This window comes from Streptomyces sp. NPDC094032 (assembly GCF_040303965.1).
Taxonomy (GTDB): Bacteria; Actinomycetota; Actinomycetes; order Streptomycetales; family Streptomycetaceae; genus Streptomyces.
Genome location: NZ_JBEOUE010000024.1, coordinates 57,132 through 80,296, shown reverse-complemented (window position 1 = coordinate 80,296; position 23,165 = coordinate 57,132). Strand labels below are relative to the sequence as shown.

The 23,165-nt window shown below is 73.7% G+C and carries 24 protein-coding genes; 13 read left to right on the top strand and 11 right to left on the bottom strand.

The genetic code is table 11. The annotated features are described in order from the left end of the window. Positions 1 to 9 precede the first annotated feature (9 nt). Positions 10 to 1,002, bottom strand: a complete 993-nt coding sequence (locus ABTZ54_RS28100) for a TauD/TfdA family dioxygenase (RefSeq protein WP_351668318.1) — start codon at positions 1,000 to 1,002, stop codon at positions 10 to 12. Positions 1,003 to 1,375: 373 nt separating this feature from the next. Between ABTZ54_RS28100 and ABTZ54_RS28095 the strand changes: the two genes are divergently transcribed. Genes ABTZ54_RS28095 through ABTZ54_RS28080 form a run of 4 tightly spaced genes read left to right on the top strand, consistent with a single transcriptional unit; the run spans position 1,376 to position 6,955 of the window. Continuing rightward, positions 1,376 to 2,935: an ABC transporter substrate-binding protein gene (locus tag ABTZ54_RS28095; protein WP_351668316.1), complete on the top strand. Its 1,560-nt coding sequence runs from the start codon at positions 1,376 to 1,378 to the stop codon at positions 2,933 to 2,935. Further along, entirely contained in the window at positions 2,932 to 4,002 is a 1,071-nt protein-coding gene (locus ABTZ54_RS28090) for an ABC transporter permease (RefSeq protein WP_502997325.1), read from the top strand. Before ABTZ54_RS28095 ends, ABTZ54_RS28090 begins: the two co-directional genes overlap by 4 nt. Next, the gene (locus ABTZ54_RS28085; RefSeq protein WP_351668314.1) at positions 3,999 to 4,841 is read left to right on the top strand and encodes an ABC transporter permease; all 843 of its coding nucleotides are present in this window, start codon (positions 3,999 to 4,001) and stop codon (positions 4,839 to 4,841) included. The genes ABTZ54_RS28090 and ABTZ54_RS28085 overlap by 4 nt, the downstream gene beginning before the upstream one ends. Then, positions 4,841 to 6,955 carry an ATP-binding cassette domain-containing protein gene (locus ABTZ54_RS28080; RefSeq protein WP_351668312.1) on the top strand — a complete coding sequence of 705 codons (2,115 nt, stop codon included), beginning with the start codon at positions 4,841 to 4,843 and terminating at the stop codon, positions 6,953 to 6,955. Before ABTZ54_RS28085 ends, ABTZ54_RS28080 begins: the two co-directional genes overlap by 1 nt. Before the next feature lie 7 nt (positions 6,956 to 6,962). On the opposite strand, the gene ABTZ54_RS28075 is transcribed toward ABTZ54_RS28080, so the two are convergent. The 4 genes from ABTZ54_RS28075 to ABTZ54_RS28060 form a co-directional block, all read right to left on the bottom strand. Beyond that, on the bottom strand, positions 6,963 to 7,589 hold the full coding sequence (locus ABTZ54_RS28075; protein WP_351668310.1) for a hypothetical protein: 627 nt from the start codon (positions 7,587 to 7,589) through the stop codon (positions 6,963 to 6,965). Between the two features lie 6 nt (positions 7,590 to 7,595). Then, positions 7,596 to 8,426 (bottom strand): iron uptake transporter permease EfeU, encoded by an 831-nt coding sequence (gene efeU / locus ABTZ54_RS28070; protein WP_351668308.1) that lies wholly within the window; start codon positions 8,424 to 8,426, stop codon positions 7,596 to 7,598. 181 nt (positions 8,427 to 8,607) lie between these two features. Beyond that, positions 8,608 to 9,549 carry a M48 family metalloprotease gene (locus tag ABTZ54_RS28065; RefSeq protein WP_351668306.1) on the bottom strand — a complete coding sequence of 314 codons (942 nt, stop codon included), beginning with the start codon at positions 9,547 to 9,549 and terminating at the stop codon, positions 8,608 to 8,610. Next, a complete protein-coding gene (locus ABTZ54_RS28060) occupies positions 9,546 to 9,920 on the bottom strand; it encodes a BlaI/MecI/CopY family transcriptional regulator (protein ID WP_351668304.1) in 375 nt (124 codons plus the stop codon). The genes ABTZ54_RS28065 and ABTZ54_RS28060 overlap by 4 nt, the downstream gene beginning before the upstream one ends. Before the next feature lie 229 nt (positions 9,921 to 10,149). On the opposite strand from ABTZ54_RS28060, the gene ABTZ54_RS28055 reads away from it, so the two are divergent. Genes ABTZ54_RS28055 through ABTZ54_RS28035 form a run of 5 tightly spaced genes read left to right on the top strand, consistent with a single transcriptional unit; the run spans position 10,150 to position 14,182 of the window. Then, positions 10,150 to 10,818 carry a DedA family protein gene (locus ABTZ54_RS28055; protein WP_351668302.1) on the top strand — a complete coding sequence of 223 codons (669 nt, stop codon included), beginning with the start codon at positions 10,150 to 10,152 and terminating at the stop codon, positions 10,816 to 10,818. Then, positions 10,818 to 11,423, top strand: a complete 606-nt coding sequence (locus ABTZ54_RS28050; RefSeq protein WP_351668300.1) for a phosphatase PAP2 family protein — start codon at positions 10,818 to 10,820, stop codon at positions 11,421 to 11,423. Before ABTZ54_RS28055 ends, ABTZ54_RS28050 begins: the two co-directional genes overlap by 1 nt. Then, on the top strand, positions 11,420 to 12,097 hold the full coding sequence (locus ABTZ54_RS28045) for a phosphatase PAP2 family protein (protein ID WP_351668298.1): 678 nt from the start codon (positions 11,420 to 11,422) through the stop codon (positions 12,095 to 12,097). The genes ABTZ54_RS28050 and ABTZ54_RS28045 overlap by 4 nt, the downstream gene beginning before the upstream one ends. Before the next feature lies 1 nt (position 12,098). Then, on the top strand, positions 12,099 to 12,761 hold the full coding sequence (locus ABTZ54_RS28040; RefSeq protein WP_351668296.1) for a response regulator transcription factor: 663 nt from the start codon (positions 12,099 to 12,101) through the stop codon (positions 12,759 to 12,761). Then, complete coding sequence (locus ABTZ54_RS28035) at positions 12,758 to 14,182, top strand: sensor histidine kinase (RefSeq protein ID WP_351668294.1); 1,425 nt, start codon at positions 12,758 to 12,760, stop codon at positions 14,180 to 14,182. The genes ABTZ54_RS28040 and ABTZ54_RS28035 overlap by 4 nt, the downstream gene beginning before the upstream one ends. Here ABTZ54_RS28035 and ABTZ54_RS28030 read toward each other — a convergent pair. Next, positions 14,100 to 14,915, bottom strand: a complete 816-nt coding sequence (locus tag ABTZ54_RS28030; RefSeq protein ID WP_351668292.1) for a COG4705 family protein — start codon at positions 14,913 to 14,915, stop codon at positions 14,100 to 14,102. The two genes, ABTZ54_RS28035 and ABTZ54_RS28030, sit on opposite strands and share 83 nt — an antisense overlap. 145 nt (positions 14,916 to 15,060) lie before the next feature. On the opposite strand from ABTZ54_RS28030, the gene ABTZ54_RS28025 reads away from it, so the two are divergent. After that, positions 15,061 to 16,308 (top strand): cytochrome P450 family protein, encoded by a 1,248-nt coding sequence (locus ABTZ54_RS28025; protein WP_351668290.1) that lies wholly within the window; start codon positions 15,061 to 15,063, stop codon positions 16,306 to 16,308. A 200-nt stretch (positions 16,309 to 16,508) separates the two neighbouring features. Next, complete coding sequence (locus tag ABTZ54_RS28020) at positions 16,509 to 16,838, top strand: hypothetical protein (RefSeq protein ID WP_351668289.1); 330 nt, start codon at positions 16,509 to 16,511, stop codon at positions 16,836 to 16,838. A gap of 23 nt (positions 16,839 to 16,861) precedes the next feature. Here the strand turns inward: ABTZ54_RS28020 and ABTZ54_RS28015 are convergent, their stop codons facing one another. The 4 genes from ABTZ54_RS28015 to ABTZ54_RS28000 all read right to left on the bottom strand — a co-directional run bounded on the left by ABTZ54_RS28015 (position 16,862) and on the right by ABTZ54_RS28000 (position 20,920). Next, a complete protein-coding gene (locus ABTZ54_RS28015) occupies positions 16,862 to 17,899 on the bottom strand; it encodes a vWA domain-containing protein (protein WP_351668287.1) in 1,038 nt (345 codons plus the stop codon). A gap of 75 nt (positions 17,900 to 17,974) precedes the next feature. Then, positions 17,975 to 18,394 carry an SRPBCC family protein gene (locus ABTZ54_RS28010; RefSeq protein ID WP_351668285.1) on the bottom strand — a complete coding sequence of 140 codons (420 nt, stop codon included), beginning with the start codon at positions 18,392 to 18,394 and terminating at the stop codon, positions 17,975 to 17,977. Positions 18,395 to 18,515: 121 nt separating this feature from the next. After that, a complete protein-coding gene (locus ABTZ54_RS28005) occupies positions 18,516 to 19,715 on the bottom strand; it encodes an MFS transporter (RefSeq protein ID WP_351668283.1) in 1,200 nt (399 codons plus the stop codon). A gap of 83 nt (positions 19,716 to 19,798) precedes the next feature. Beyond that, positions 19,799 to 20,920 (bottom strand): AraC family transcriptional regulator, encoded by a 1,122-nt coding sequence (locus ABTZ54_RS28000; RefSeq protein ID WP_351668281.1) that lies wholly within the window; start codon positions 20,918 to 20,920, stop codon positions 19,799 to 19,801. 121 nt (positions 20,921 to 21,041) lie between these two features. Here ABTZ54_RS28000 and ABTZ54_RS27995 point away from each other — a divergent pair, with 121 nt between their 5' ends. Further along, a complete protein-coding gene (locus ABTZ54_RS27995) occupies positions 21,042 to 21,416 on the top strand; it encodes a PadR family transcriptional regulator (RefSeq protein ID WP_351668279.1) in 375 nt (124 codons plus the stop codon). Then, positions 21,413 to 22,009, top strand: coding sequence for an HAAS signaling domain-containing protein (locus ABTZ54_RS27990; RefSeq protein WP_351668277.1), 597 nt, complete (start codon positions 21,413 to 21,415; stop codon positions 22,007 to 22,009). Before ABTZ54_RS27995 ends, ABTZ54_RS27990 begins: the two co-directional genes overlap by 4 nt. A gap of 31 nt (positions 22,010 to 22,040) precedes the next feature. On the opposite strand, the gene ABTZ54_RS27985 is transcribed toward ABTZ54_RS27990, so the two are convergent. Then, a complete protein-coding gene (locus ABTZ54_RS27985; protein ID WP_351668275.1) occupies positions 22,041 to 23,066 on the bottom strand; it encodes a LacI family DNA-binding transcriptional regulator in 1,026 nt (341 codons plus the stop codon). Positions 23,067 to 23,165 lie beyond the last annotated feature (99 nt).

The following is a 23,165-nucleotide window of genomic DNA, read 5'->3' as shown; positions in this document are numbered from 1 at the left end:
GGGGAGGGGTCAGGTGGTGGTCCAGGCGGTGAGCGCGGCCTGTCCGTAGCCGTGTTCGCCGGTCTCGGCGGCGGGCCGCGTGGGACGGTTCTCGACCCGGACGGAAGCGCGCTTGAGCCAGCGGTCGGTGCCGTCGTAGCGGGCCTTGAAGGGGACGCGTCCGTGGACGACGAGGTCGTTGTCGACGACCAGGACGTCGCCCGGTTCCAGGCTGACGGCGACGGAGACGCGGGACAGTTCGTCCTCCAGTCGCCGGTACGCCTCCCGCCAGCCGGTGTCGGCCTCCTCCAGCGGGGTGTAGGCGGGATCGAACCGCAGGCTGAGGCCGTCCCCGCCCTCGAAGAGGGTCGGTACGGGCGCGGGCCGGCCGGCGAACCGCTGGGCCTGCTCGTAGGCGTCGTCGGGCAGGATCGGCACGACCGGCCGCTTCAGGAGTGCGACGTCCTCGTCGGCGAGTTCGGTCCGGCGGACGCTGGCCGCGGTGGTGGCGATGGCGTCGTGGTTGCGCATGCAGCACAGCAGGAGCAGATGCGCGCGGCCGGGGTGGAAGGCGTCCTCGGTGTGCGGGGTGAGCAGGACGGTGCTGGAGGCGCCGGTCTGCTCGCTCTCGTGCCCGGGCGAAGGGACGATGTTGTGGACGAACCGGCCGTCCTGCTGCCCGTCCCAGGCGATCGGCGTGCCCATCACGGCGGAGACGAGCAGCAGGACGACGTCCCACAGGGCGCCCGCGTCGCCGGCCGTCGACCAGTGCCCGGGAGTGGGGCCGACTTCGGCGTCGCCCAGGCGCAGACCGCGCAGGACGAACAGGCCGTCGGCGGTGTCCACGGGCCTGAGGCAGCGCCGGACGCCGTCGCTGAGCGCGCCGCACTCACCGGGCAGCGCGGCGAGGAGTCCGGGCGCGGTGGCGGAGCCGTATCGGGCGAGCAACTCGGCCGCGACGGTCTTGAGTTCGGCTGCTGCGGCGGCGTCGAGCGGGCGTACCGGGGCAGGGCAGGTGGGCACGGTGGCACCTTCCAGGCAGGACGGAGCGAGCACGGGCGTGCGGCATCGCCGCACCGGCTCGAAAGCGGCGTGGGGAACGCGGGAAGTGGGCGGTCCGGGCGGTTCGGGGCGCTGCCGGACACCAGGAAACTAACCCCGACGCTTGAGTAAGGCAACCCTAACCAAGACGCCCGACTACATCGACGTAGTCAAATTTCAGCCACGCGCCGCACGGCCGACGAGACGTCAACAGCGCTCCTGAACAGGGGATTTGCGGCATCGCCCGCGAAGGGCAGCCCACCGCCGGACGGGGCCGGGCGGCTTGCCAAGTCTGGCCGAGTTCGGTTAGGTAAGCCTAAGCAAACCCGAGCACAACCCCTGAGACGAGGACGACGTGGGTGTCACCAGACGACAGCTGCTGTGGGCCGGAACCGGCATCGGAGCGGCGGGAGTTCTCGCGGCCTGCGGCAGCGGCGGTACGGATCCCAAGGGCGCCGCGGCCCCTGGCGCCGCGTCCGGGAAACCTCGTCAGGGTGGCACGCTGCGGGTAGGGGCGCTGGGGAGGTCGAGCGCGATCACCCGCGACCCGCACGGCACCCAGGCCAACGAGAGCGACTACCTCATCCTCGCGCTCGCCTTCGACACCCTCACGGTGCCCGGCGCCACCTCCAACACCGCGCCCCGGCTGGCCGCTTCGTGGCAGCACTCGGCGGACCTGAAGACCTGGACGTTCCGGATCGCCAAGGGTGCGACGTTCCACGACGGCACTCCCGTCACCGCCGAGGACGTGGTCTGGTCGCTGAAGCGGCTGCGCGGCACCCCCTCCGGCGCGGCGCGCCTGCCCGGCATCCAGGCGAAGAACATCAGCGCCCGGGGCACGGACGAGGTCGTCGTGGTGTCCGACTACCCCAACGCCGAGTTCCCGCTGCTGACCCGCTTCGCCTCCTTCGTGATGAAGAAGGACACCAAGGACTCCGAGCTGGACAAGGCGCCCGGCACCGGACCGTTCAAACTGGACTGGTTCCGGGGCGGCAACGCCCGCCTCGTGCGCAACGAGAAGTGGTACGGCGGCGCCGTGCACCTCGACGCGATCGAGGTGACCATGTTCGAGACCCCGCAGGCGATGGCGAACGCCCTGCTCTCCGGGCAGATCGACCTCGCCTCCAACGTCGGCGCGGTCGCCGCCAGGACCGCCGGGTCCCGCACGGACGTCCAGGTGCTCCGCCGCCCGAACGACATGGCGATGCCGATCGTCATGCGTACCGCCAAGGGCAGCCCCTTCGCGGACGAGCGGGTCCGCGAGGCGATGCGCCTGGTCGTGGACCGCGACGCGATGGTCAAGCAGGTCCTGTCCGGTTACGGCACCGTCGCCAACGACATCCTCGGCACCGGCGACCCCGCCTTCGCCAAGACCATCCCGCAGCGCAAGCGGGATCTGGCCAGGGCCAAGCGGCTGCTCGGCGAGGCCGGGTTCGACCTGTCCAGGACGTACGAGCTGGTCACCACCGAGGACATCGCCGGTCTTGCCGACTCCGCCACGCTCTTCGCCAACCAGGCCCGCGAGGCCGGCATCAAGGTCGAGGTGGTCAAGCAGGAGTCCGGGGCGTTCTGGGAGAAGACCTGGAAGACCGGCGACTTCTACACGACCTACTGGGGCACCAACGACTCCGTGGTCTTCTTCGCCTCCAAGACCATGGTCGGCGAGGCCGGACAGAACGAGGCCGGCTGGCAGGACCCCGCCTTCGACGCCTCGTACCGCAAGGTCATCGGCACCGCCGACCCGAAGGCGCGGGCGGCGGCGCTGACGGAGCTCCAGCAGATCGAGCACGACCGCTCCGGCTACCTGCTGTGGGGCATGGCCGACGGCATCGACCTGGCCGCCGCCAAGGTCCGCAACCTGCCGAAGCTGGCCGGCTACGGACGCGTCCAGCTCGAAGGCGTGTGGCTGAGTTGAGCCACACGGCCGACACCGGCCCGGCGAGCGGCACCGAGGCGGGGGCCCCAGGCGCGGGGGCTTCGGCCGTGGGGGCTTCGGCCGTGGGGGCCGGCGTCCCCACCGGAGCAGCCGCCGCTCCCCGGGGCCCCGGTCTCGTCCTCGGCGTCGTCGGGACGGTCGGTCGGCGTCTGCTGATGCTGGTCGTGCTGCTCGCCGCCGTGTTCGCGGCGGTCGAGCTCCTGCCGGGCGACGCGGCCACCGCCTCGGCCGAGCGCGGGGAGAGCGCGGCCGACCTCGCGCAGCGCCGCCATCTGCTGGGCCTGGACCGGCCGTTGTGGCAGCGGTTCGCCGACTGGATGACGGCGCTGCCCAGCGGCGACCTGGGCACCTCCGCGCGCGGGCAGAAGGTCACCGACCTGCTCGCGGACCCCCTGCCCAACACCCTCGTCCTCGCCCTGAGCGCGTTCGGGATCACCGTGGTCCTGTCGCTGCTGCTGGGCTGCTGGGGCGCCGCCCGGCCGGGTCGCCCGGCCGACCGTCTCATCTCCCATCTGTCGACCGCCGCGTTCGCGGTGCCGGAGTTCGTGGTGTCCGCCGCGCTCCTGCTGATGCTGTCCCTGTGGACGGGCTGGCTGCCCGCCGTCACCGTGACCGGCGGTGACGGCCGACCCGCGACCTGGACGATGCTGATCATGCCGGTCCTGGCCCTCGTCATCCCCCAGACCGGCTGGAACACCCGGGTCGTACGCGGCGCACTCGCCGACCAGGCCGCCACCCCCCACGTGGAGGCGGCGCACCTGGACGGTCTGCCCCTGCGGCGCGTACTGCTGCGCCACCAGCTGCCGGGCGCGGTGCCTGCCATCGCCACCGGACTCGCCACCTCCACCGGCCTGTTGTTCGGCGGTGCCGTCGTGGTGGAGACCCTGTTCAACTACCCGGGCATCGGATCCGTCCTCGCCGGCGCCATCGCCGCGCGCGACACCCCGCTCATCGCCGGAGTCGTCATCTGCGCCGGCGCCGTCATCAGCCTGGTCCTCCTGGTCGCCGACCTCATCCGCCACGCCACCCTGGGAGCCCGCGCATGACCGCCGCCCCGCCCGCGGCCCCGCGCCCCGCCTCCCGCCGGGCGCGGGCCACCGTGCTCGTGCTGCTCCCGGTCCTCCCGTTGCTCCTCGCGCTGGTGGGCCCGCTGATCGCACCGCACACCGTCGACACCCCCGTCACGGCGCCCTTCGCCGCCCCCGGCGACGGCGCCCTGCTCGGCGGGGACCAGCTGGGCCGGGACGTGCTCAGCCGGGTGCTGCACGGTGGCACGCTCCTCGTGGCCGGGGCGCTGTTCGTTGCCGTCGTCACCACCGTGGCCGCCGCGCTGATCGGCTGCGTCGCCGTGCTGCGCCCGGCCCTCGGCCGCGCTGTCGAGCGCGGCGCCGACCTCGCGATCCTCCTGCCGCCGCTGCTTGGCATCATGCTGATCGCGCTCGCCTGGCCCGGCGGCGGACGCTGGGCGGTGATCGCCGCCGCCGTCGTCCTGGGCGTGCCGTACGCGGTCCGGGTCGTCGCCGCGGCCGCGTCGCCGCTCGCGACCGCGGGCTACGTCGAAGCCGCCCTGGCCCGCGGCGAGTCCACCGCCTACATCGCCCTGCGCGAGATCCTGCCCAACCTCCGCGCCACCGTGCTGACCCTGTTCGGGCTGCGGTTCGTCGAAGGCGTCTACGTGATCTCCATGGCCGGATTCCTCCAGATCGGCCCCCGGCCGCCCGCCTCCGACTGGTCGCTGATGATCCGTGAGAACGCCTCCGGCATCCTCCTCAACCCGTGGGCCGTGATCGCCCCCAGCGTGGCCATCGCCGTGCTGGCCGTCACCGTCACCATGGTCGTCCTCTCGCTGGCTCCCGACACCACCACGAAGGCGGCCATCCGCTGATGAACGACGATCCCGCCGCACCGCCCTCGGCCCAGATCACCGTCTCGGACCTGGAGATACGTCTCCCCGACGGCGCCGTGCTCCTGCCCTCGACCACGGCGCGGATGCGGGCCGGGCAGGTCACCGCTCTGATGGGCGCGTCCGGATCCGGCAAGACGACCCTTCTGCGCGCCCTCGTCGGGCACCTTCCCCCCGGCGCCGCCGTCACGGGCACGCTCGACGTCCTCGGCACGTCCCCGCACCGGCTCCCGCCCGACGAGCTCCGCACCCTCCGCCGCACCGCCGTCGCCTACGTGGGCCAGGACCCAGGCTCCGCCCTCAACCCGCGCATGACCGTGCGCCGCCTGGTCGCCGAGCTCGCCACCGCCCCGACGGACGAGACCGTACGGGCCCTCCTGACCGAGTGCCGTCTGCCGGCCGGCATCGCCGACCGCCGCCCCACGGCGCTGTCCGGCGGCCAGCAACGCCGCGTCGCCCTAGCCCGCGCCCTTGCCCGCACCCCCCAGGTCCTGCTGCTCGACGAGCCCACCGCGGGCCTGGACGCGCCCCTGCGCGACGAGATCGCCCACCTGCTGCGCACCCTCGCCACCGACCGCAACCTCACGGTCGTCGTCGCCACCCACGACCCACAACTCGCCGAAACGTGCGCCGACCACACCATCCGGCTTACGCCCCGAACGCCCCTGGCGTCTCCGGCGTCTCCAGTGCCCCCCGCATCTCCGGTGTCCCCGACCTCCCCGGTGTCACCGGCGTCCGAGGCGTCCGAGGCGTCCGAGGCAAGCCTGGCGCCCCCGGCCTCCCCAGCGTCCCCGGCCTCCCCGGCCTCCCCAGCGTCCCCGGCCTCCCCGGCCTCCCCGGCCTCCCCGGCCTCCCCGGCCTCCCCGGCCTCCCCAGCGTCCCCGGCCTCCCCGGCCTCCCCGGCCTCCCCGGTGTCACCGGCGTCCGAGGCACCCCCGGCACCCCCAGCGTCCCCGGCACCCCCAGCGTCCCCGGCCTCCCCGGCCTCCCCGGCCTCCCCGGCCTCCCCGGCCTCCCCGGCCTCCCCGGCCTCCCCGGCCTCCCCGGCAAGCCTGGCGTCCCAGGCACCCCCGTCACTCCCGGCATCCCCAGTACCCCCGGCACCCCCGGCACCCCCGGCACCCCCAGCACCCCCAGCACCCCCAGCACCCCCAGCACCCCCAGCACCCGGAACACTCCCGACGCCCCGGACGCCCACCGGTGCGGCGCACGCCCCCGGCGGGCCGCCCTCGACCCCCGCCCGCACATCTCCCGCCCGCACATCTCCCGCCCGTACGTCCCCGCCCCGTACATCTCCCGCCCGTACCTCCCCGCCCCGTACATCCCCCGCCCATACGCCCCCGGCCCCTCCATCCCCCGCCCATACATCCCCCCCTCCCCCCACCGAAGGCCTCTCCGCCGCCGCGATCGACGCCTTCTTCGGCGGCGGTCGACGGCGGCACCCCGCGCTCAGCGGGGCCTCGTTCGCCGCCCCGCCCGGGTCGGCCTGCGCCATCGTCGGGCCCTCCGGGTCCGGTAAGACGACGCTGCTCCGCGTGCTCGCGGGGCTGCACCCCGCCTTTACCGGGCAGGTGAGCCTCGACGGGCGGCCGCTGGCGGCCGACGTTCGCCGGCGGACCCGCGCGCAGCAGCGACGCGTCCAGCTCGTGCCCCAGAATCCGCTCGACGCCCTCAATCCGCGCCGTACCGTCGCCCAGCAACTGGCCCGCCCGGTCCGGCTGCACACCGACCTGCCCCGGCGCGCGGTGCCCGACCGCGTCGCCGAACTCCTCGACCGCGTCGGGCTCCCCGCCGACCAGGGCGGGCGCCTCCCCGGTGAGCTGTCCGGCGGGCAGCGGCAGCGGGTCTCCATAGCCCGCGCCCTCGCGGCGGGTCCCGACGTCCTGCTCTGCGACGAGGTCACCTCGGCCCTCGACGAGGACACGGCCACCGGCGTCATGGACCTGCTCACCCGCCTGCGCGACGAGCTCGGCACGACCCTGGTCGTGGTCTCCCACGAGCGGCGTCTCGTGGCCCGGTACACGGACACCGTCCATCTCCTGGAGGCCGGCCGGATCACCGGCCACGGACCCACGGCACGCCTCCTGCCCGCGTAGGCACGCTCTACCGGCCCGCTTCCCCGGCGTCGGCGGCCTCCCGCTGGACCAGCCGGAACCGCCCCTGGACCGGGGGCTTCCGGTCGGGGCGACGGGGGCGGTACGTGCCCGGCACGTAGGTGCTCCGGGGCTTCGGCGGCCGGACCCGGCGGGCCGCCGCCAGCAGGGACCGGAGCGTGGACGAGCCGGTGAGCAGCGCGCGGAAGCGGTGCTCACCGAAGCCGGCCGTCCTGACGGCGTCGCGTCGGGTGGTGCCCCGGCTCATGGCCGTCAGCAGGACCCGCACCATCGCCGGTGTGTGGCGCCTGCCCCGCCGCGCGCCGTGGGCGGTCGCCAGGGCGCGGGCCGCGTGGAGGGCGGCCGCGAAGGCGGCGTCGGTGTCGAGCCAGCCGCGCAGCACGTGCTCGGGGACGCCGGCCCACACGGCGGCGGCCTCGTGCCCCAGGCCCTGGGCGGCGGCCTGGAGCACGTCCCCCATGCGCGCCAGCAGGACGTCGCGCTCGGCGGGAGGGGCGTCCAGCGAGGCCTGGAGCGCGCGTTCGGTCTCCTCGCCGCCCTTGAGCCAGGCGATCACACCGTCGGCGTCCGGCGGCTCCTCGCCCGGTCCGGGCTCCGGCCTCCTGGGTTCGTACACCCCGTCCTACCGCGCCACGGGGGCCGGTGCGGTCCGCCGCGTACGTTCGGGCAGGAGGAAGAGGACCATCACCGGCACGACGTAGAGGGCCCAGACGACGACCTGGAGGACGGTGGGGTCGGGCTGGAAGTTGAACACGCCCTTGAGCAGCGTGCCGTACCAGGAATCCGGCGGGATCGTCGTGGAGATGTCGAAGGCGAGCCGGTGCAGTCCGGGCAGGAAGTCGGCTTCCTGGAGGTCGTGGATGCCGTAGGCGAGGACGCCGGCCGCGACGGCGACGAGCATGGCGCCGGTCCAGCGGAAGAACTTCGCCAGGTTGATCTTGAGGGCTCCCTTGTAGAAGAGCCAGCCCAGGACGACGGAGGTGGCGAGGCCGAGAATCGCGCCGATCAGGGGGCGGACGCCGTCCCCGGTCGCCTGGACGGCGGTCCAGATGAACAGGGAGGTCTCCAGGCCCTCGCGCCCGACGGCGAGGAAGGAGGTGACGACGAGGGCGCCGGTGCCGACGGCGAGGGCCGCGTCCAGTTTGCCGTGGAGTTCGGTCCTGAGGTGGCGGGCGGTGCGCCGCATCCAGAAGACCATCCAGGTCACCAGGGCGACGGACAGCAGGGACAGGCTGCCGCCGAGCGCTTCCTTGGCCTGGAAGGTCAGGGTGGAGGACCCGAACTGGAGCAGGGCGCCGAAGGCGAGCGAGAGCCCGACGGCTATCCCGACTCCCGCCCAGACCGGTGGCAGTTGACGCCGGTTGCCGGTCTTGACGAGGTAGGCGATGAGGATGCAGACGACGAGGCTGGCCTCCAGGCCCTCGCGCAGGCCGATCAGGTAGTTCCCGAACACGCCATGTCCTTTCTCGGCGGAAGTGGGTGCGCCGTACGGCGTTTCCGGCGTGCTGTGCGCGCTGAAGCGGCCCGGACGGATCACCGTGCCCGAGCCGTCGCGGAGTCTACATAAATGTAGTCACTCAAGAAAGGCTGCCCTAACCGCCAGGGCCGCCCCGGTCGACCGCGAGGAGGCCCGGTCAGTCCGTGGGGTGCTCCCCCTGCGCGACCTCGACCTCGCCGTGCAGCCAGACGGCACCCGCCAGGGAGGAGGCGCCCGCCGCCGTGGCGACGAGCACCATGACCAGCAGGGGCGCGGCGATCCGCCGCATCGGCGAATGGGCGAGGAGGGCCTTGACCCGAGCCGGTACGGGCCCGGTCGTCCCACCGGCGGCGACGGCCGGACGCGGGGGCACACCACCGCGCGAGGTGGCCGCGAGCGCGGCGCGGCCGACGGCCCGCGCGGCGAGCCGCCGGTCCCCGCAGGCCAGGGCCGCGGCCTCGTCCGCGGCGCGCTCGGCGGCGTACGAGACTTCCGGGACCACGGCCGACAGGGCCGGGTGGCACCAGCCGGCGAGCTGCGCCGCCGCGAGGAAGAAGTGGTGCCGGGCGGCCAGATGGGCGCGCTCGTGCCCGAGGAGCGCCTCGCGTTCACGGGGGTCGAGCGCGCGGAGCATGCCCGCGGTCACCACGATCCGGTCGGCGCCCCGCGGGCCGCCGGGCAGCGCGAAGGCGTCCGGCCGGTCGTCGTCGACCACGCACATGCCGCCGGACTCCGGCAGTCCCGCCACCCGCTCGTGCGCCCGGCGCAGGCGCGCCGCCTCGGCCGCCGCACCTCTCGTGCCGACGGTGACGGACACCGCGAGCGCGGCGGCGGCCAGCGCGGAGGTGCCGAGGGTGAGGGCCGGCGGGCCCGCCTGGACGGGGTGGATCAGATCAGCGAGACCGGCCACCAGCGGAAGGTGGAGGGCCAGCGGGAGGAGGAGGACGCCGAGGCAGGCGACCACGCCGAGGGCCAGGACGGCGGTGGCCGTGGTGACGGCCACGAGGGCGATGTCCGGCCGGACGCGCTCCACGGTCCGCCGGGCCAGCGGCGGGAGGGCCCAGGGGAGCAGCAGGGGGATCAGGAGCAGTGCGATCACTCGTGGTCTTCCTCCAGCAGGCGGCGCAGCTCGGCCTCGTCGTGCGGACTCAGCCCCTCGACGAAGCGGGCAAGGACCAGGCCCCGGTCGTCGCCGACCTGGTCGAGCGCGCGGTGCATGCGCCGGGCGGTCAGGCCGTGCGCGTCCTCGACGGCGAAGTAGACGAAGCCCCGGGTTCCGGGGCGGCGTCCGATGGCTCCCTTCTCGTGCAGGCGGCCCAGCAGCGTGGCCACGGTGGTGCGCGCCAGGTCCTGGGGTATCGCCGCTCTGACCTGCGCCGCGGACAGGGGCGCACCGGCCGCCCACAGCGCCGCGAGCACGCTGGCCTCCAGCTCGCCCGCGGGCCTGCGTTCACTCTCGGAATCCGTCATGGAACCCCCGTCCACCCGATTGCGTCTACAGTCACGTAGACCGACTACTGATCTGTAGACAGGATAGGCGCTCACCGCCGCCCCACACCCGTGAGCACGCACACCCCGACACCCGGCCGTGCCCCCGCGACGAGAGCGTCTACAGTCCAGTAGTCTGTCTACAGACCTGTAGTCGCTCGATTGTTCGCACGTCCCCGTCCGACGCCCGCTCCTCTGAGAGGCCCCCTGTATGGCCACCTCCGTGAACGCCGCCACCGACCTAGCCGTCAACGTGCTCGACGCCCACTCCCTCCTGGCCGCGTTCGGCGTGCTGGGGATAGCGGTGGTGATGTTCGCGGAGACCGGACTGCTGGTCGGGTTCTTCCTGCCCGGCGACTCGCTGCTGTTCACGGCGGGGTTGCTGTGCGCCGGAAGCGCGGACAAGGGGTCGGCGCTCTCCCTGCCGATGGTCCTGGTGGCCTCCGTGGCCGGTGCCCTGGCCGGCGCGCAGGTGGGCTACCTGATCGGCCGCAGGGCCGGCGGGGCGCTGCTGGCCCGCAGCCGGTCGAAGCGGCTCCGTGAGGGCGCCGAGCGCGCCGAGGAGCTGCTGGCGAAGTACGGGCACGCCAAGGCGATCGTCCTGGCGCGCTTCGTCCCGGTGGTCCGCACGGTCCTCAACCCGCTCGCCGGCGCGCTCAAGGTCCCGGCGGGCGTCTTCACCCTCTGGCAGGTCGTCGGCGGTCTGGTCTGGACGGTCGGTCTCGTCCTCGCGGGATACGCGCTGGGCGCCTCCATCCCCAATGTCGACCGGTACCTGCTCCCGATCGTGGCCCTGATCGTCGCCGTGTCCCTGCTGCCGCTCGCGATCGAGCTGCTCCGCTCGCGGCGGTCCGCCCGGCGCCAGAACGGCTCCGTCTGATGGCCCCCGCGTACGACGGGTCGCCCGTCGACGGCTCCGTCTACACCGACGTGACCGACCTGGCCCATCGCTCGCCGGGCTGGCTGGACGGCCTCGTCACCGCCTGGTCGGACTACGGTCTCGCCCTGTTCGCCATCCTGATGGTGCTCGCGTGGTGGCGGGCCCGGCGCGCCGGCACACCCCAGGTGGTCACCGCGCTCGCCGTTCCGCTGATCACGGTGCTCGCCTTCGGCGCGGACGCCCTGCTGAAGTCGCTCGTGCGCGAGGACCGGCCGTGCCAGACCCTGCGGGTGCCCACGCTTGAGGCGTGCCCCGCGCCGGGCGACTGGTCCTTCCCCAGCAACCACGCCGCGCTCGCGGCGGCGGCCGCCGTGGCGCTGCTGTTCGTGTCATGGCGGCTCGGCGCCGTCGCCCTGCTCGCGGCGGTCCTGATGGCCGCCTCCCGGGTCTGGGTGGGCGTGCACTATCCGCACGACGTCCTCGCCGGATTCCTGGTCGGCGCCGCCGTGGCCGGTGTCGCCGCATGGACCGTACGGCGCAACCAGGACGCGTGGGCGGGGCGGCTGAAGCACGGTCCGCTGCGGCCCCTCCTGGCCGGTACGTGACCCGGTCCCGGGTCTCCCGCCGCACCGGGTGGGCGGCGCTGACCGCCGCGACGCTGTTCGCCCCGCTGTCGGCCCGGGTCCTGCGGGATCCGGGCCCGCTGTCCGCCGACGCGGCCCTGCACCGGTGGTCGCTGGAGCACCGCCCCCCGGTCGCCGAGGCGGTGGCCCGCGCCGTCACGGCCACCGGCACCGGCATCGTCCCGTACGCCCTCCTGGTGATCGCCGGACTGTACGTCGGCCGCACCGGACGGGAACGTGCCCGGACGGTCGCCCTGCTGGTGCTGTGCCTGGGAGCGGGCCAGGCTCTGCGGTACGCGACGATGACCGCGCTCGCGCGTCCGCGCCCCTCGGTCGGCGACTGGGCCACCCACGCTTCGGGCTGGTCGTTCCCCTCCGGCCACGCCGCCACGGCGGCGATGACCGCCGGACTCGTGATCGCGGCGCTCCTCCTGCGGGGCGGGTCCCGCCGCGTGCCGCGCCGGACCGTCGTCACGCTGATCGGTCTCTGGGCGGCGGCCGTGGGCCTCACCCGGGTCCTTCTCGGCGTGCACTGGTTCACCGACGTGGTGGGCGGCTGGCTCTTCGCGACGGCCTGGGTCTGCTGCCTGGCCTGTGTGTACGCGCGCCTCGCGCACGCCCCGCGCCCGCAGACCTTCTCCCAGGAAGCCTCCTGACGTGCGCCGGCGGGTCCTGGTCGTCGAGGACGACCCCGCGCTCCGGGACGTCCTGCTGCGCGGGCTGCGGGACGAGGGCTTCGACCCCGCCCCGGCGGCGGACGGCGCGGGGGCGCTGCGGCGGGCCGGGGACGGCTTCGACGCGTGCGTGCTCGACGTCGGACTGCCCGACGCGGACGGCAGGGACGTCTGCCAGGCCCTCAGGGCACGCGGGTTCGGCGCGCCCGTCCTCTTCCTGACCGCCCACGACGGCCTCGCCGACCGGCTGACCGGGTTCTCCGCCGGGGGCGACGACTACCTCGCCAAGCCCTTCCATCTCGCCGAGCTCGCCGCCCGCCTGCGCGCCGCGCTCCGCAGGTCCGGCCCTCCGGTGCCGTCGGTGGCGGGCGACCTGTCCCTCGACCCGGTCCGCTACACCTGCGCCGTCGCGGGTGCGGAGCTGGACCTGACGCCGACGGAGTTCCGGCTGCTCGCGGTGCTCATCGCCGCGTCGGGCGCGCTGGTCACCCGCCGTGAACTCGTCCGCGCGGGCTGGCCCGAGGGCGCGCGGGTCAGCGACAACACCCTCGACCAGTATCTGAGCCGGCTGCGTCGCAAGCTGCGCGAGGCGGGCAGCGACCGGACGCTCGGCACCCACCGCGGCATGGGACACCGCCTGTCGTGAGCCCGCACCCGCGCGGCCTGCTCCCGCGCACCCTGCGGGGCCGCCTCTCGCTGGTCACGCTCGCCGCCGCGGCCCTCCTGATGACCGTGCTCACCGTCGTCTTCAACGGGGTCGTCCGCCATCGGCTCCAGCAGCAGGCCGACGACCATCTGCGCACCCGCGCGACCGCCGTCGCCGCGACCGTGGACACCACGGGACCCGCGGTCCGCGTCGTCGAAGTGCCCCACGACGACGCGCTCGACGCCGACGTGTGGATCCACGCCGGGCGCGTACGGCTCGAATCACCGCCCGGGGTGGCCGCCGACGGTCCGCTCGGCGGGGCCGCGGACGCCCTCGCGGCCGACGGCGGCCGGCGCTGCGTCACGGTCGACGGCCCGGAGCCGGTCCGCATGTGCGCGCAGCCCGTCACCGGCTCCGGCGGTTCCGCCGCCACCGTGGTCACCGCCCTCGCGCTCAGCCCGTACCGCGGCTCCGCCGACACCGTGCTGTACGCCTCGCTCGCGCTGGACGCCGCCGTGCTCGCCTGCACGTACGGGCTGACGCGTCTCGCCGTGGGCCGCGCGCTGCGCCCCGTGCGCACCATGACCGAACAGGCCGCCGCCTGGGGCGCGCTCGCCTCCGAGCGGCGCTTCGGCGCCACCGGGAGGCCCGAGGAGCTCGCCCGGCTCGGCGACTCGCTCGACGCCCTCCTCGACCGGATCCGGGCCGGGCTGCGGCACGAGCAGCAGCTCACCCGGGAGCTCTCCCACGAACTGCGCAACCCGCTCGCCCGGGTCGTCGCCGAACTCGACTGGCTGAACGGCCGGCCCCGCTCCCCCGACGAGGCGCGGCGCTCCCTCGCCGCGATCGAGGACGCCGCCCGCTCCCTCCACACCATCTGCGACACCCTCCTCGACGACGCCCGCGGCGCCGCCGCCCGGGGCGGGACCGCCGACGTCCGGGCCGTACTCGTCCGGCTCACCGCGCACCTCCCGGAGCCGGGACCGGTCGAGGTCGCGCTCGCCGACGTCGCCGACGGCCTCACCGCGGCCGTGCCGGCGGCGCTCCTCGAACGCGCGGTCGCCCCGGTGCTCGACAACGCCCTGCGCCACGCGCGGACCCGGGTCCGGCTGAGCGCCACGCACGAGGCGGGGAGCGTACGCGTCGAGATCACCGACGACGGCGCGGGCGTGCCGCCGTGGTTCACGACGGAGCTGTTCCGGCCCGGACGGCGCGCCGAGCCCGACGACGGACACGGCGGAGCGGGCCTCGGACTGCCGCTGGCGCGGCGCCTGGCCCGCTCGGTGGACGGTGACGTCCGGTACGAGGAAGGTCACCGCCCGGGCGCGCGATTCGTGATCACGCTGCCGTCCGGCCAGCCCGGTCCTCCTCCGTCACATCGCGTCGGGTCACCGCGAGATACCCGACGAGACCGAGGATGACGGCCAGGAACACACCGCTGGTGACGACCGTGCCGAGCCCGAGGCCACCGTCGTCGACGGGCTGCGCCAGGTAGTCGCCCATCGAGGCGCCCAGCGGTCGGGTGAGGACGTACACGGTCCAGAAGCTCAGCACGGCGCCGAGGCCCAGGGTGTAGTGCGTGAGCGCGACCGCCACGATGACGAGGCCGAACACCAGCACGGCGAGCCGGTAGCCCAGGTCCATGCGCTCGGCCACGAGGTCACCGGCCGCGGTGCCCAGGGCGAAGGTGAACAGCACCGCCGCCCAGTAGAAGGCCTCGCGGCGCACCGAGTCGACGCGCGTGACGGACAGCGTCCCCTCCAGCCGGTACCAGGCGGCGAACGTCACCGCGAGCGCGAGGGCGAAGGCGACCGTGGTCGCCTCCAGCGGGACCTCCAGGTTGTCCGTGAGGTTGTCGCTGATCAGCGTGCCGACGACGCTGACGAGGACGACGACCAGCCAGTAGACGCCGGGCCGGTAGGCGCTGGTGCGGAACTGCGCGACCAGCGCGAGGGCCAGCAGGACCGTCATCACCAGGGAGGTGCCCGTCAGCCCCAGGCCGAGCCGCGCGTCCAGGTAGTCCGCCGCGGTCTCGCCGACCGTCGTGCACAGCACCTTGATCACCCAGAAGTAGACGGTGACCTCGGGGACCTTGCTGAGCCGGGCGACGGCGGGCGTGAGGGAGCCGGTGGCCGACTGTGTCTCGTATGTCATGACGCGGACGCTGCCAGCCGCCGCCTGAACGCATCCTGAACACGGTCGCGCCGGATCCGGCTTCGGCCTCCGGAAGGAGTTGTACAACCGGCCTTCGAGGCCGCACTGTTGGCCGGTAATCGTCCACAGAGTCAGGAGACCCGGTTTGTCCTCGCACTCCCCCGCGCCCGCGCACGTCGTCGACCCCGCCGGTGGCTGCCCGCACGCCCTCAACGCCGCGTTGCTGGCCCGGGGACCCGTCGCGGACGTCGTCCTGCCCGGCGGGGTGAGCGCGGCGGTCGTCCTCGGGCACGACGCGCTCAAGGAGTTCCTCTCCCACCCCGACGTGGCCAAGGACTCCCGCCACTGCCCGGCCCTGAGCGACGGCACGATCCCGGCCGACTGGCCGCTGCGGGTCTTCGCCAACGCCCAGGGCATGCACACGGCCGACGGCGCCGACCACCGGCGGCTGCGCTCCCTGGTCGGCAACGCCTTCACCGCCCGCCAGGTGGAGCGGCTGCGGCCGCGCGTCGAGGAGTTGACCGCCGGCTTCCTCGACGACCTCGGCCGGGCCGCCGCCGAGGACCCGGACGGCGTCGCCGACCTGCGCACCCATCTCGCGCTCCCGCTCCCGATGAGCGTCATCTGCGAGCTGCTCGGCGTCGACCCCGAGCACCACGCACGGCTGCACGCCCTCACGTACACGGTGATCATCGCCACCGACACGACCCCGGCGGAGGTGATGGCCGCCGTCCGCGAGCTCGTCGAGCTGCTCGGGACGATCGCGGCCGCCCGCCGGGCCGTCCCCGGCGACGACCTCACCAGCGCCCTGATAGCCGCCCGCGAGGACGGCGACGACCGGCTCACCGAAGCCGAACTCATCGGCACGATGCGTCTGATGCTGGTCGCGGGCCACGAGACCACCCTCAATCTGATCACCAACGCGGTACGGGCCCTGTGCACCCACCGCGACCAGCTGAAGCTGGTCCTCGACGGCGAGGCCACCTGGTCGGACGTGGTGGACGAGACGCTGCGCTGGGACGGCCCGGTCAGCTGGTTCCCCTTCCGCTACCCCACCCGCGACCTCCCCCTCGGCGACACCGTGATCCCCCGAGGGACCCCCGTCCTGGCCGGCTTCACGGCCGCCGGGCGCGACGCCGCCTTCCACGGTCCGGACGCGGACCGCTTCGACGTCACCCGGCCCGGCGCGGCCCGCCACCTCTCCTTCGGCCACGGAGCGCACTACTGCGTGGGCGCCCCCCTCGCCCGCCTCCAGGCCACCATCGCCCTGGAACGCCTCTTCACCCGCTTCCCCGATCTCGATCTCGCCGTTCCCGAATCCGAACTGCCGCACCAGCGCAGCTTCATCGGCAACAGCGTGGAGTCGCTGCCGGTCCGCCCCGTACGGCGCTGACGGCCCATTCCCGCTGGTCGCGGGCGGTGCGTACCGGCGGATCCAGCCGCCGGCACGCCGCCGGGGCGCGGGCACACGGCCTCGCGCACTGGCGCCTCTTCGCCAACTTCGCGCGCTTCCGCCCAGTGCGGCACGCGCCCCCCATAGGTTCCTGCATGGGTGCCCGGTGCAGGGCATCCGTCATTCGACAGGAGGCTCTCATGCATGCTCGTCCGCGTGTCGCGGGAACGGTCGCCGCTCTGGTCCTCGCGGCGGGTGGTCTGCTGACCACGGCCCCCGCGGCCAACGCTTCCTCCTCGGCCCCGGCCGCCCTGAGCTGTTCCGCCCGTCTGATCACCGGCAGCGGTGGGCACCGGGGTGCCGACATCACGTGCAGCGGCTCCTCGTTCACCGGCGTCATCGACTGCAAGCGCACCGACAACGGTTATGTGTACCGGCACTTCGGCAACCGCGTGCCGTCCGGCGGCACGTCGACCGTCTGGTGCGACCTGACCGCCACCGTGATCTCGGCGTACGGCACCCCCAGCTGACCCTGCCCCCCGGGGGCGACGGGTCAGACCATCACCAGCAGCCGTGTCTGCGGCACCAGCTTCCTGTTCACGCTGGTGCTCTGCACGAAGACGGTGAACTCGTCGTTGTGGTCCGGCTTCACCCGGACCTCCTCGTCCGGCAGGCCGAGCAGGGCGCGCGCCTGCGGGCCCGTGTACACCCGGTCGGTCTTCTTCTCCAGCACCGCGATCTGCTTGCGGGCCTGGATCTTCTCCGACTTGCTCAGCTGGTAGTAGGCGCAGCCGGTCCGGTAGGTGTGCCCGCTCTCGACGACCTGCTCGCGGATCGCCACGTCGCGGGCCACCGGGACGAGTGCGAAGTCCGAAGGGCTCACCGGGACCAGACCGGCCGCCTCGACGCTCTGCCTGCTGACCGCGGCGCCCGCGGTGAAGACGGACCTGGATCCCCGGATGCCCTTGGTCCGGCCCACCATGAACTTCTCGGTGGCCTCCCGGATGACCTGCCCGGCCTCCTGGAGTCCCTGGGTGCTCGTGGCGTCCCAGATGGCGATGTTGTCCTTCGGGAAGCCGCACTGCATGGCCTCGCGCCTGCCCATCTGGTCGGGGACCAGGACCGCGAGCGTCCAGTTGTCCTCCTGGGTCTCGATCATCCCGGCCACGGCCGCGACGAGGGCCCGGGGGTCCTGCGCCGGGGCGTCCGGGCAGCGGTGGCTCGCGTTCTCCTGGCCGTCCGTCAGGACGAAGGTCAGGAAGCTGTGGTCGCCGTAGAGCTGCGCCGTCTGGGCGAGCTCCCGCTGCGACTTCAGGGCCGCCGAGAGCAGCGCGGTCATCCCGCCGACCCGGTAGAGCTGCTTCAGCGACGGCATCCGCAGCACGTCCTTGTCGTAGATGACGCACTCCACCTTGTCGGCGAAGACGTACACCGTGACCCGGGTCTCCTGGTCCAGCTCCCGCGACCTCCGCGCGAGGTACTCGATCTGCTGGTCCGCCACCTCGACGACCTTGCTCCGCAAGTGCGCCATGGACGAGCTGGCGTCCAGCACCAGAGCGACGTGGTTGATGAAGTTCTGGGTACCTGCCATGACGTATCCCCCTCGTTCGGATCGATGGGTCAACCGTCCCACGCACCACTGACAATCGATCGGACGGACGGAGCGTCAGACGGAGAGCGCCTGATGGAGGGCGTCGAGGCCGTCGCGGTAGATGCCGGTGAACAGCTCCTCGACCTCGGCGTCGGTGACACCGTCCGGGGTGAAGCGGCCGGACCACTGGACCTCGGCGACGTCGTCCCGGCCGGCGACCGGGTGGACCCGGAGGGTCGCGACGTACCCCGTGACGGGGAACGGCGCCTCAAGGATGGCGTAGCTGTAATGCCGCTCGGCCTCGCTGAAGGCGAGCAGCCGCTCGACGATGACAGCTCCGTCGGGGTCGGTCAGACGGCGGATCCGGCCGCCTTCGAGAGCCGTGCTCACGGGGATGTACGGGAGCCAGTCCGGGAGGGCGTCGAAGCCGCCGATGAGGCTCCAGACCCGCTGGGGCGAGGCGGGGACGATACGGGAGACGGACGTGGAAGCCATGGGCGTTCCTCCTGGGTGGTGGTCGGCGATCCACCCGAAGGGTCCCGCACCTGGCCCCCGGTGCGGCGCGGAATGATCCGATCGAGGTCCACGTCGCGGGCGAAGCCGTCCTGAGGGGACGTCAGTGGTGCACGGGCGTCCGGTCGGCGGCGACGGCGGGCTCGGGCGTGCTCGCGCGGGCGCGGCGTTCCAGCGCGGCCGACCAGAGGGCGAGGCCGAGGGCGGCCGCGGCGAGGGCGGCGCCGACCCAGTTCGGGGCCGTGTAGCCGAGGCCGGCGGCGATGACGATGCCACCGAGCCAGGCGGCGAGCGCGTTGCCGAGGTTGAAGGCGCCGATGTTGACGGCGGAGGCCAGGGTCGGCGCGCCGTGGGCCTGGTCGAGGACGCGCTTCTGCAGCGGTGGCACCGTGGCGAATCCGAGCGCCCCGACGAGGAGGACGGCGACGGCGGCGAGGATCTTGTCGTGGGCGAGGAGGGTGAACAGCGCGAGCACGCTCGCGAGCCCGCCGAGGGTGACGTACAGCAGGGGCATCAGGGCGCGGTCGGCGTACCGGCCGCCGATCAGGTTGCCCGCGAACATGCCGACGCCGAAGAGGACGAGGAGCCAGGTGACCGCGCCGTCGGAGTAGCCGGCGACCTCGGTCATCATCGGTGCGATGTAGGTGATCGCGGCGAAGACGCCGCCGAAGCCGAGCACGGTCATCGCCATCGCGAGGAGCACCTGCGGGTTGCGGAACGCGGTCAGCTCCCGGCGCAGGTGCGCGCCCTCGGGCCGGGGCATGGCGGGCACCAGCCTGGCGATGCCGAGCAGTCCGGCCACGCCGAGCGCGGCGACGATCGCGAAGGTGACGCGCCAGCCGACCGCCTGCCCGATGAACGTGCCGAGCGGTACGCCGATGACGTTGGCGACGGTCAGGCCGGTGAACATGGTCGCGATGGCGCCCGCCTTCTTCTCCGGGGCGACCAGCCCGGCCGCCACGACGGACCCGATCCCGAAGAACGAGCCGTGCGCGAGCGAGGCGATCACGCGGCCGGTGAGCATCAGCCCGAAGTCCGGGGCGAGCGCGGAGACCGCGTTCCCGAGTACGAAGAGGCCCATCAGCATCATGAGCATCCGCTTGCGGCTCACCTTGTTCCCGAGCACCGTCAGGACCGGCGCGCCGACGACGACACCGAGCGCGTACCCGGTGACCAGGAGGCCGGCGGTGGGGATGGAGACACCGAAGTCACCGGCGACCTGGGGCAGCACACCCATGATCACGAACTCGGTGGTGCCGATGCCGAAGGCCCCGATGGCCAGGGCGAGGAGTGCGAGAGGCATGGGTTCGACCTTCTGGGATTACTTGAGCAAGCTCCTTAGACGCTTCGACAATACTTGCAGACGCGTTATATGCGCAAACGCCACTAGTTCTCGCGTGGTGCCGGGTGACGGCGGAGTTCGCTCGGAGTGCGTCCGGTCCAGCGGGTGACGGCGCGACGGAGGGTCCGGGCGTCGGCGTAGCCGTTCCGGGCGGCTATCGCGTCGGTCGTCTGGCCGGTGGTGGCGAGCAGGCGGGTGATGCGTGCGCGGCGGGCGGTCTCCAGCTCGGCCCGCCAGGTCGTGTCGTGTTCCTCCAGACGGCGTTGGAGGGTGCGGCTGCTGAGCGCCATCCGTCGCGCCGTACCGACGAGGGTCACATCCTGCTCGTCCCCTTCGACGGCGCCCTTGAGGGTGGTACGGAACAGGTCCAGCCAGTCGCGCAGCGGGATGGCCCGGGCGAGGCTCTGTTCGGTGTTCTGGCGCAGGAGCGCCGACAGGCCCGGCTGGCCGTAGGGGCCCGGAGCGCTGAGGTCGGCGGTGCGGAAGGTGATCGAGCTGACCCGGTGCTCGAAGTCGATGGCCCGGGTGCCGAAGAGCTCGGCCAGGGTGTCGTGACGGTGCGGGGCCTCGGCCGCGAGCGCGACGCGGACCGGGGCGACCGGCGACCGGCGCGCTTCGCACAGACGCCTCCAGACCACGCCGAGTATGTACGAGCGGACGGCGTTGGCGGCTTCGTAGCCCAGGTCCGCGTCGTTCACGTGGCTGATGGTGACCTCGTACCCGTCGTCGTCGACGAGGAGGGCGTGGCTCCGGACGTCACCCGCGGCCGCCAGATAGTGGGCGGCGTCCTGGATTCCTTCGAGCGGTGTCACGGCCGAGGTGATGAGGTAGTCCCACGGGCCCAGTCGCCCGAGCGCCGACTGCTCCGTCATGACCGCCGCGACCTCGGTCCAGGGCGCCTTGGTCGTCATCAGCTCCCAGATGCGCCCGTTCGTGGCGGACGGTGTGCGGTACCGGTCGCTGTTCAGGTGCTCCGGCGCCAGCCCCAGGAGCTCAGCGCCCGCGCTCTCCCGGATCCCCAGGAGCGAGGCGCTGTGCAGCATCAGCCGGGTGAAGAAGGCGGGCTTCGTACCGGGGTGAGTGTGCGCGACCGGAAGCGGCTCGGGGAGAGCGGCCGGCGACGCGTCCGTGCCTGCGCCGGGCCTTGTGCACCTCGATGACGTCATGCGAGTCCCTCCGTGCGGGCCGTCCGATGATCTTCCTGGCCACCGGGGAGGCTACCGGGCCAGGCACTTTTCGATGACCCCCTTTTCCGGCCCCCTTGCCCCACCAGGTATCTTGCATTGCATGGAACCAGGCGATTCGACCAAGCAGGCCAGGGCCGCCGCCCAGCTGCGCAAGGGCGTGCTGGAGTACTGCGTGCTCGCCCTGATGCGGGACCGCCCCCGCTACGGCGTCGAACTCCTCCGCGCCCTGGAGGACTCCGGCGCGCTCGCCACCGGCCAGGGCACGGTCTACCCGCTGCTGTCCCGGCTCCGGCGCGACGACCTGGTCACCACCACCTGGCAGGAGTCCGACTCCGGACCGCCCCGCCGCTACTACGCGCTCACCGACAGCGGCCGGGCCGCGCTCGACGAGTTCACCCGCGTCTGGCCGGGCTTCCGCGACGCGGTCGACACCTTCCTGGCCACCCCCCACCCCCTCACCGGAGACCTCGCATGAAGACCTCTGCCGACCCCGTACGCGACTACCTCGCCGCCGTCGAGCGCGAGGCCGCCACGCTCCCCGCCGACCGGCGCCAGGAGCTCCTCGCCGACCTCGCCGAGCACATCGAGGTGACGCGCTCCGAGCGCCCGGACACCGCGATCGGCGAGGTCCTGGCGGAGCTGGGGGATCCCCGTACGATCGCGGCGACGGCGCTGTCCGAGGCGGGGAGCAGGGGCATCGCGGCCCCGGCCGCCGGCGGTACGGAGGCACCCGCGCGGCGCGGGAAGGTGCACCCCCTGGTCCCGCTCCTGATGCTCGCCCTCTCCCTCCCCTTCATCATGGTCTTCCCCGAGCTGCCCGGCCCGCTGTTCGGCGTCCTGTTCCGCGTCGTCGGCGCCGTACTGCTGTGCACGTCCGTGCACTGGACCGCCGTCCAGAAGACCACCGGCGTGCTGGTCACCGCCGTCCTGCCGAGCGTCGTCATCGCGACCTCGAACCTGTCCGACGGCGGCCCGGCGACCGGCACCCAGACCCTCCTGGCCAACCTCGGGATGCTCGCCCTGGTGGCGGGCGCGGCGGCGTGGCTCTGGCGGGTACGGCGCGTCTGAAAACTCTGGTGGGTCCGGCGCGCCTCAGGGCTCAGATGGTGGATTCGCCGCGGGCCGCGCCCGCGTACGTGCGGATCTCCACCGGGACGACCGAAGTCCGGGGGGCGAGCGGGACCGCGGGCCTGTCGAGGCGTTCCAGGAGCATGCGGGCCGCTCTGCGGCCCACTTCCTGCGCGTCGTACGCCGCGACGGTGAGCGGGGCGTCGAGGAGGTCCGCGGTGTCGACGTCGTCGAAGCCCGCCACGGCCACGCGCGTCCCGGACGCCTGCGCGGCGCGCAGGACGGCCAGGGTGTTGCGGTTGTTGGCCGTGACGACGGCCGCGGGCCCGGCGGCCAGGAGCTCGCGGGCGGCCCGCAGCGCCAGGCCGGGGTCCGTTCCGCACTCCCTGACGAGCGCGGGATCGTGCGGCAGGGCCGCCTCGTCGTGGGCGGCCAGGAAACCGCGCAGGCGTTCCCCACTGGTGTAGGCCGCCTCGGTGTTCCCGAGGAAGGCGATACGGCGGTGCCGCTCGGCGATGAGCCGGTGGGCCAGCGCGCGGCCGCCGCCGTAGTCGTCGACGAGGACGCAGTCGGCCTCGTGGCCGACGGGCGGCCGGGCCACCAGGACCGAGGGGATGCCGGCGGTGTGCTCGGGGCGCAGATGCGTCTGGTCGTCGCCCGCCGGCACGACGATCAGCCCTTCGACGCGGCGGCCCACGAAGTCGGTGGTCAGCGCGCGCTCCTTGGCCTCGCTCTCGGCGGTGTTGGCGACGACCGTGAGGAGTCCGTGCCGCTCGAGCTCCGACTCCACGCCGAGGGCGAGGCGGGAGTAGAAGGGGTTGGCCAGGTTGGTCACGGTGAGGGCCACCAGGCGGGTGCCGTGGCCGAGGCGTAGCGCCCGGGCGTTCTCGTTGAGGCGGTAGCCGAGCGCGGAGACGGCGGCGAGGACGTCGCGGCGCGCGGTCTCGCTGATCCGGGGGTCGTCCCTGAGCACACGGGAGACGGTCATGCTGGACACCCCCGCGCGCGCCGCGACGTCGCGCATGGTGGGCTTGCTGCTCGTGTTCCGCGGTGGCATCGCGCTGTCCTGCTTCCCGTCGGGTGCTGCCGTACTCAGTATCGGCGGTGGGGCCCTGTCGGGGTTCTCCCTGGCCGGGCGGACGGGAATTGGGGTCCA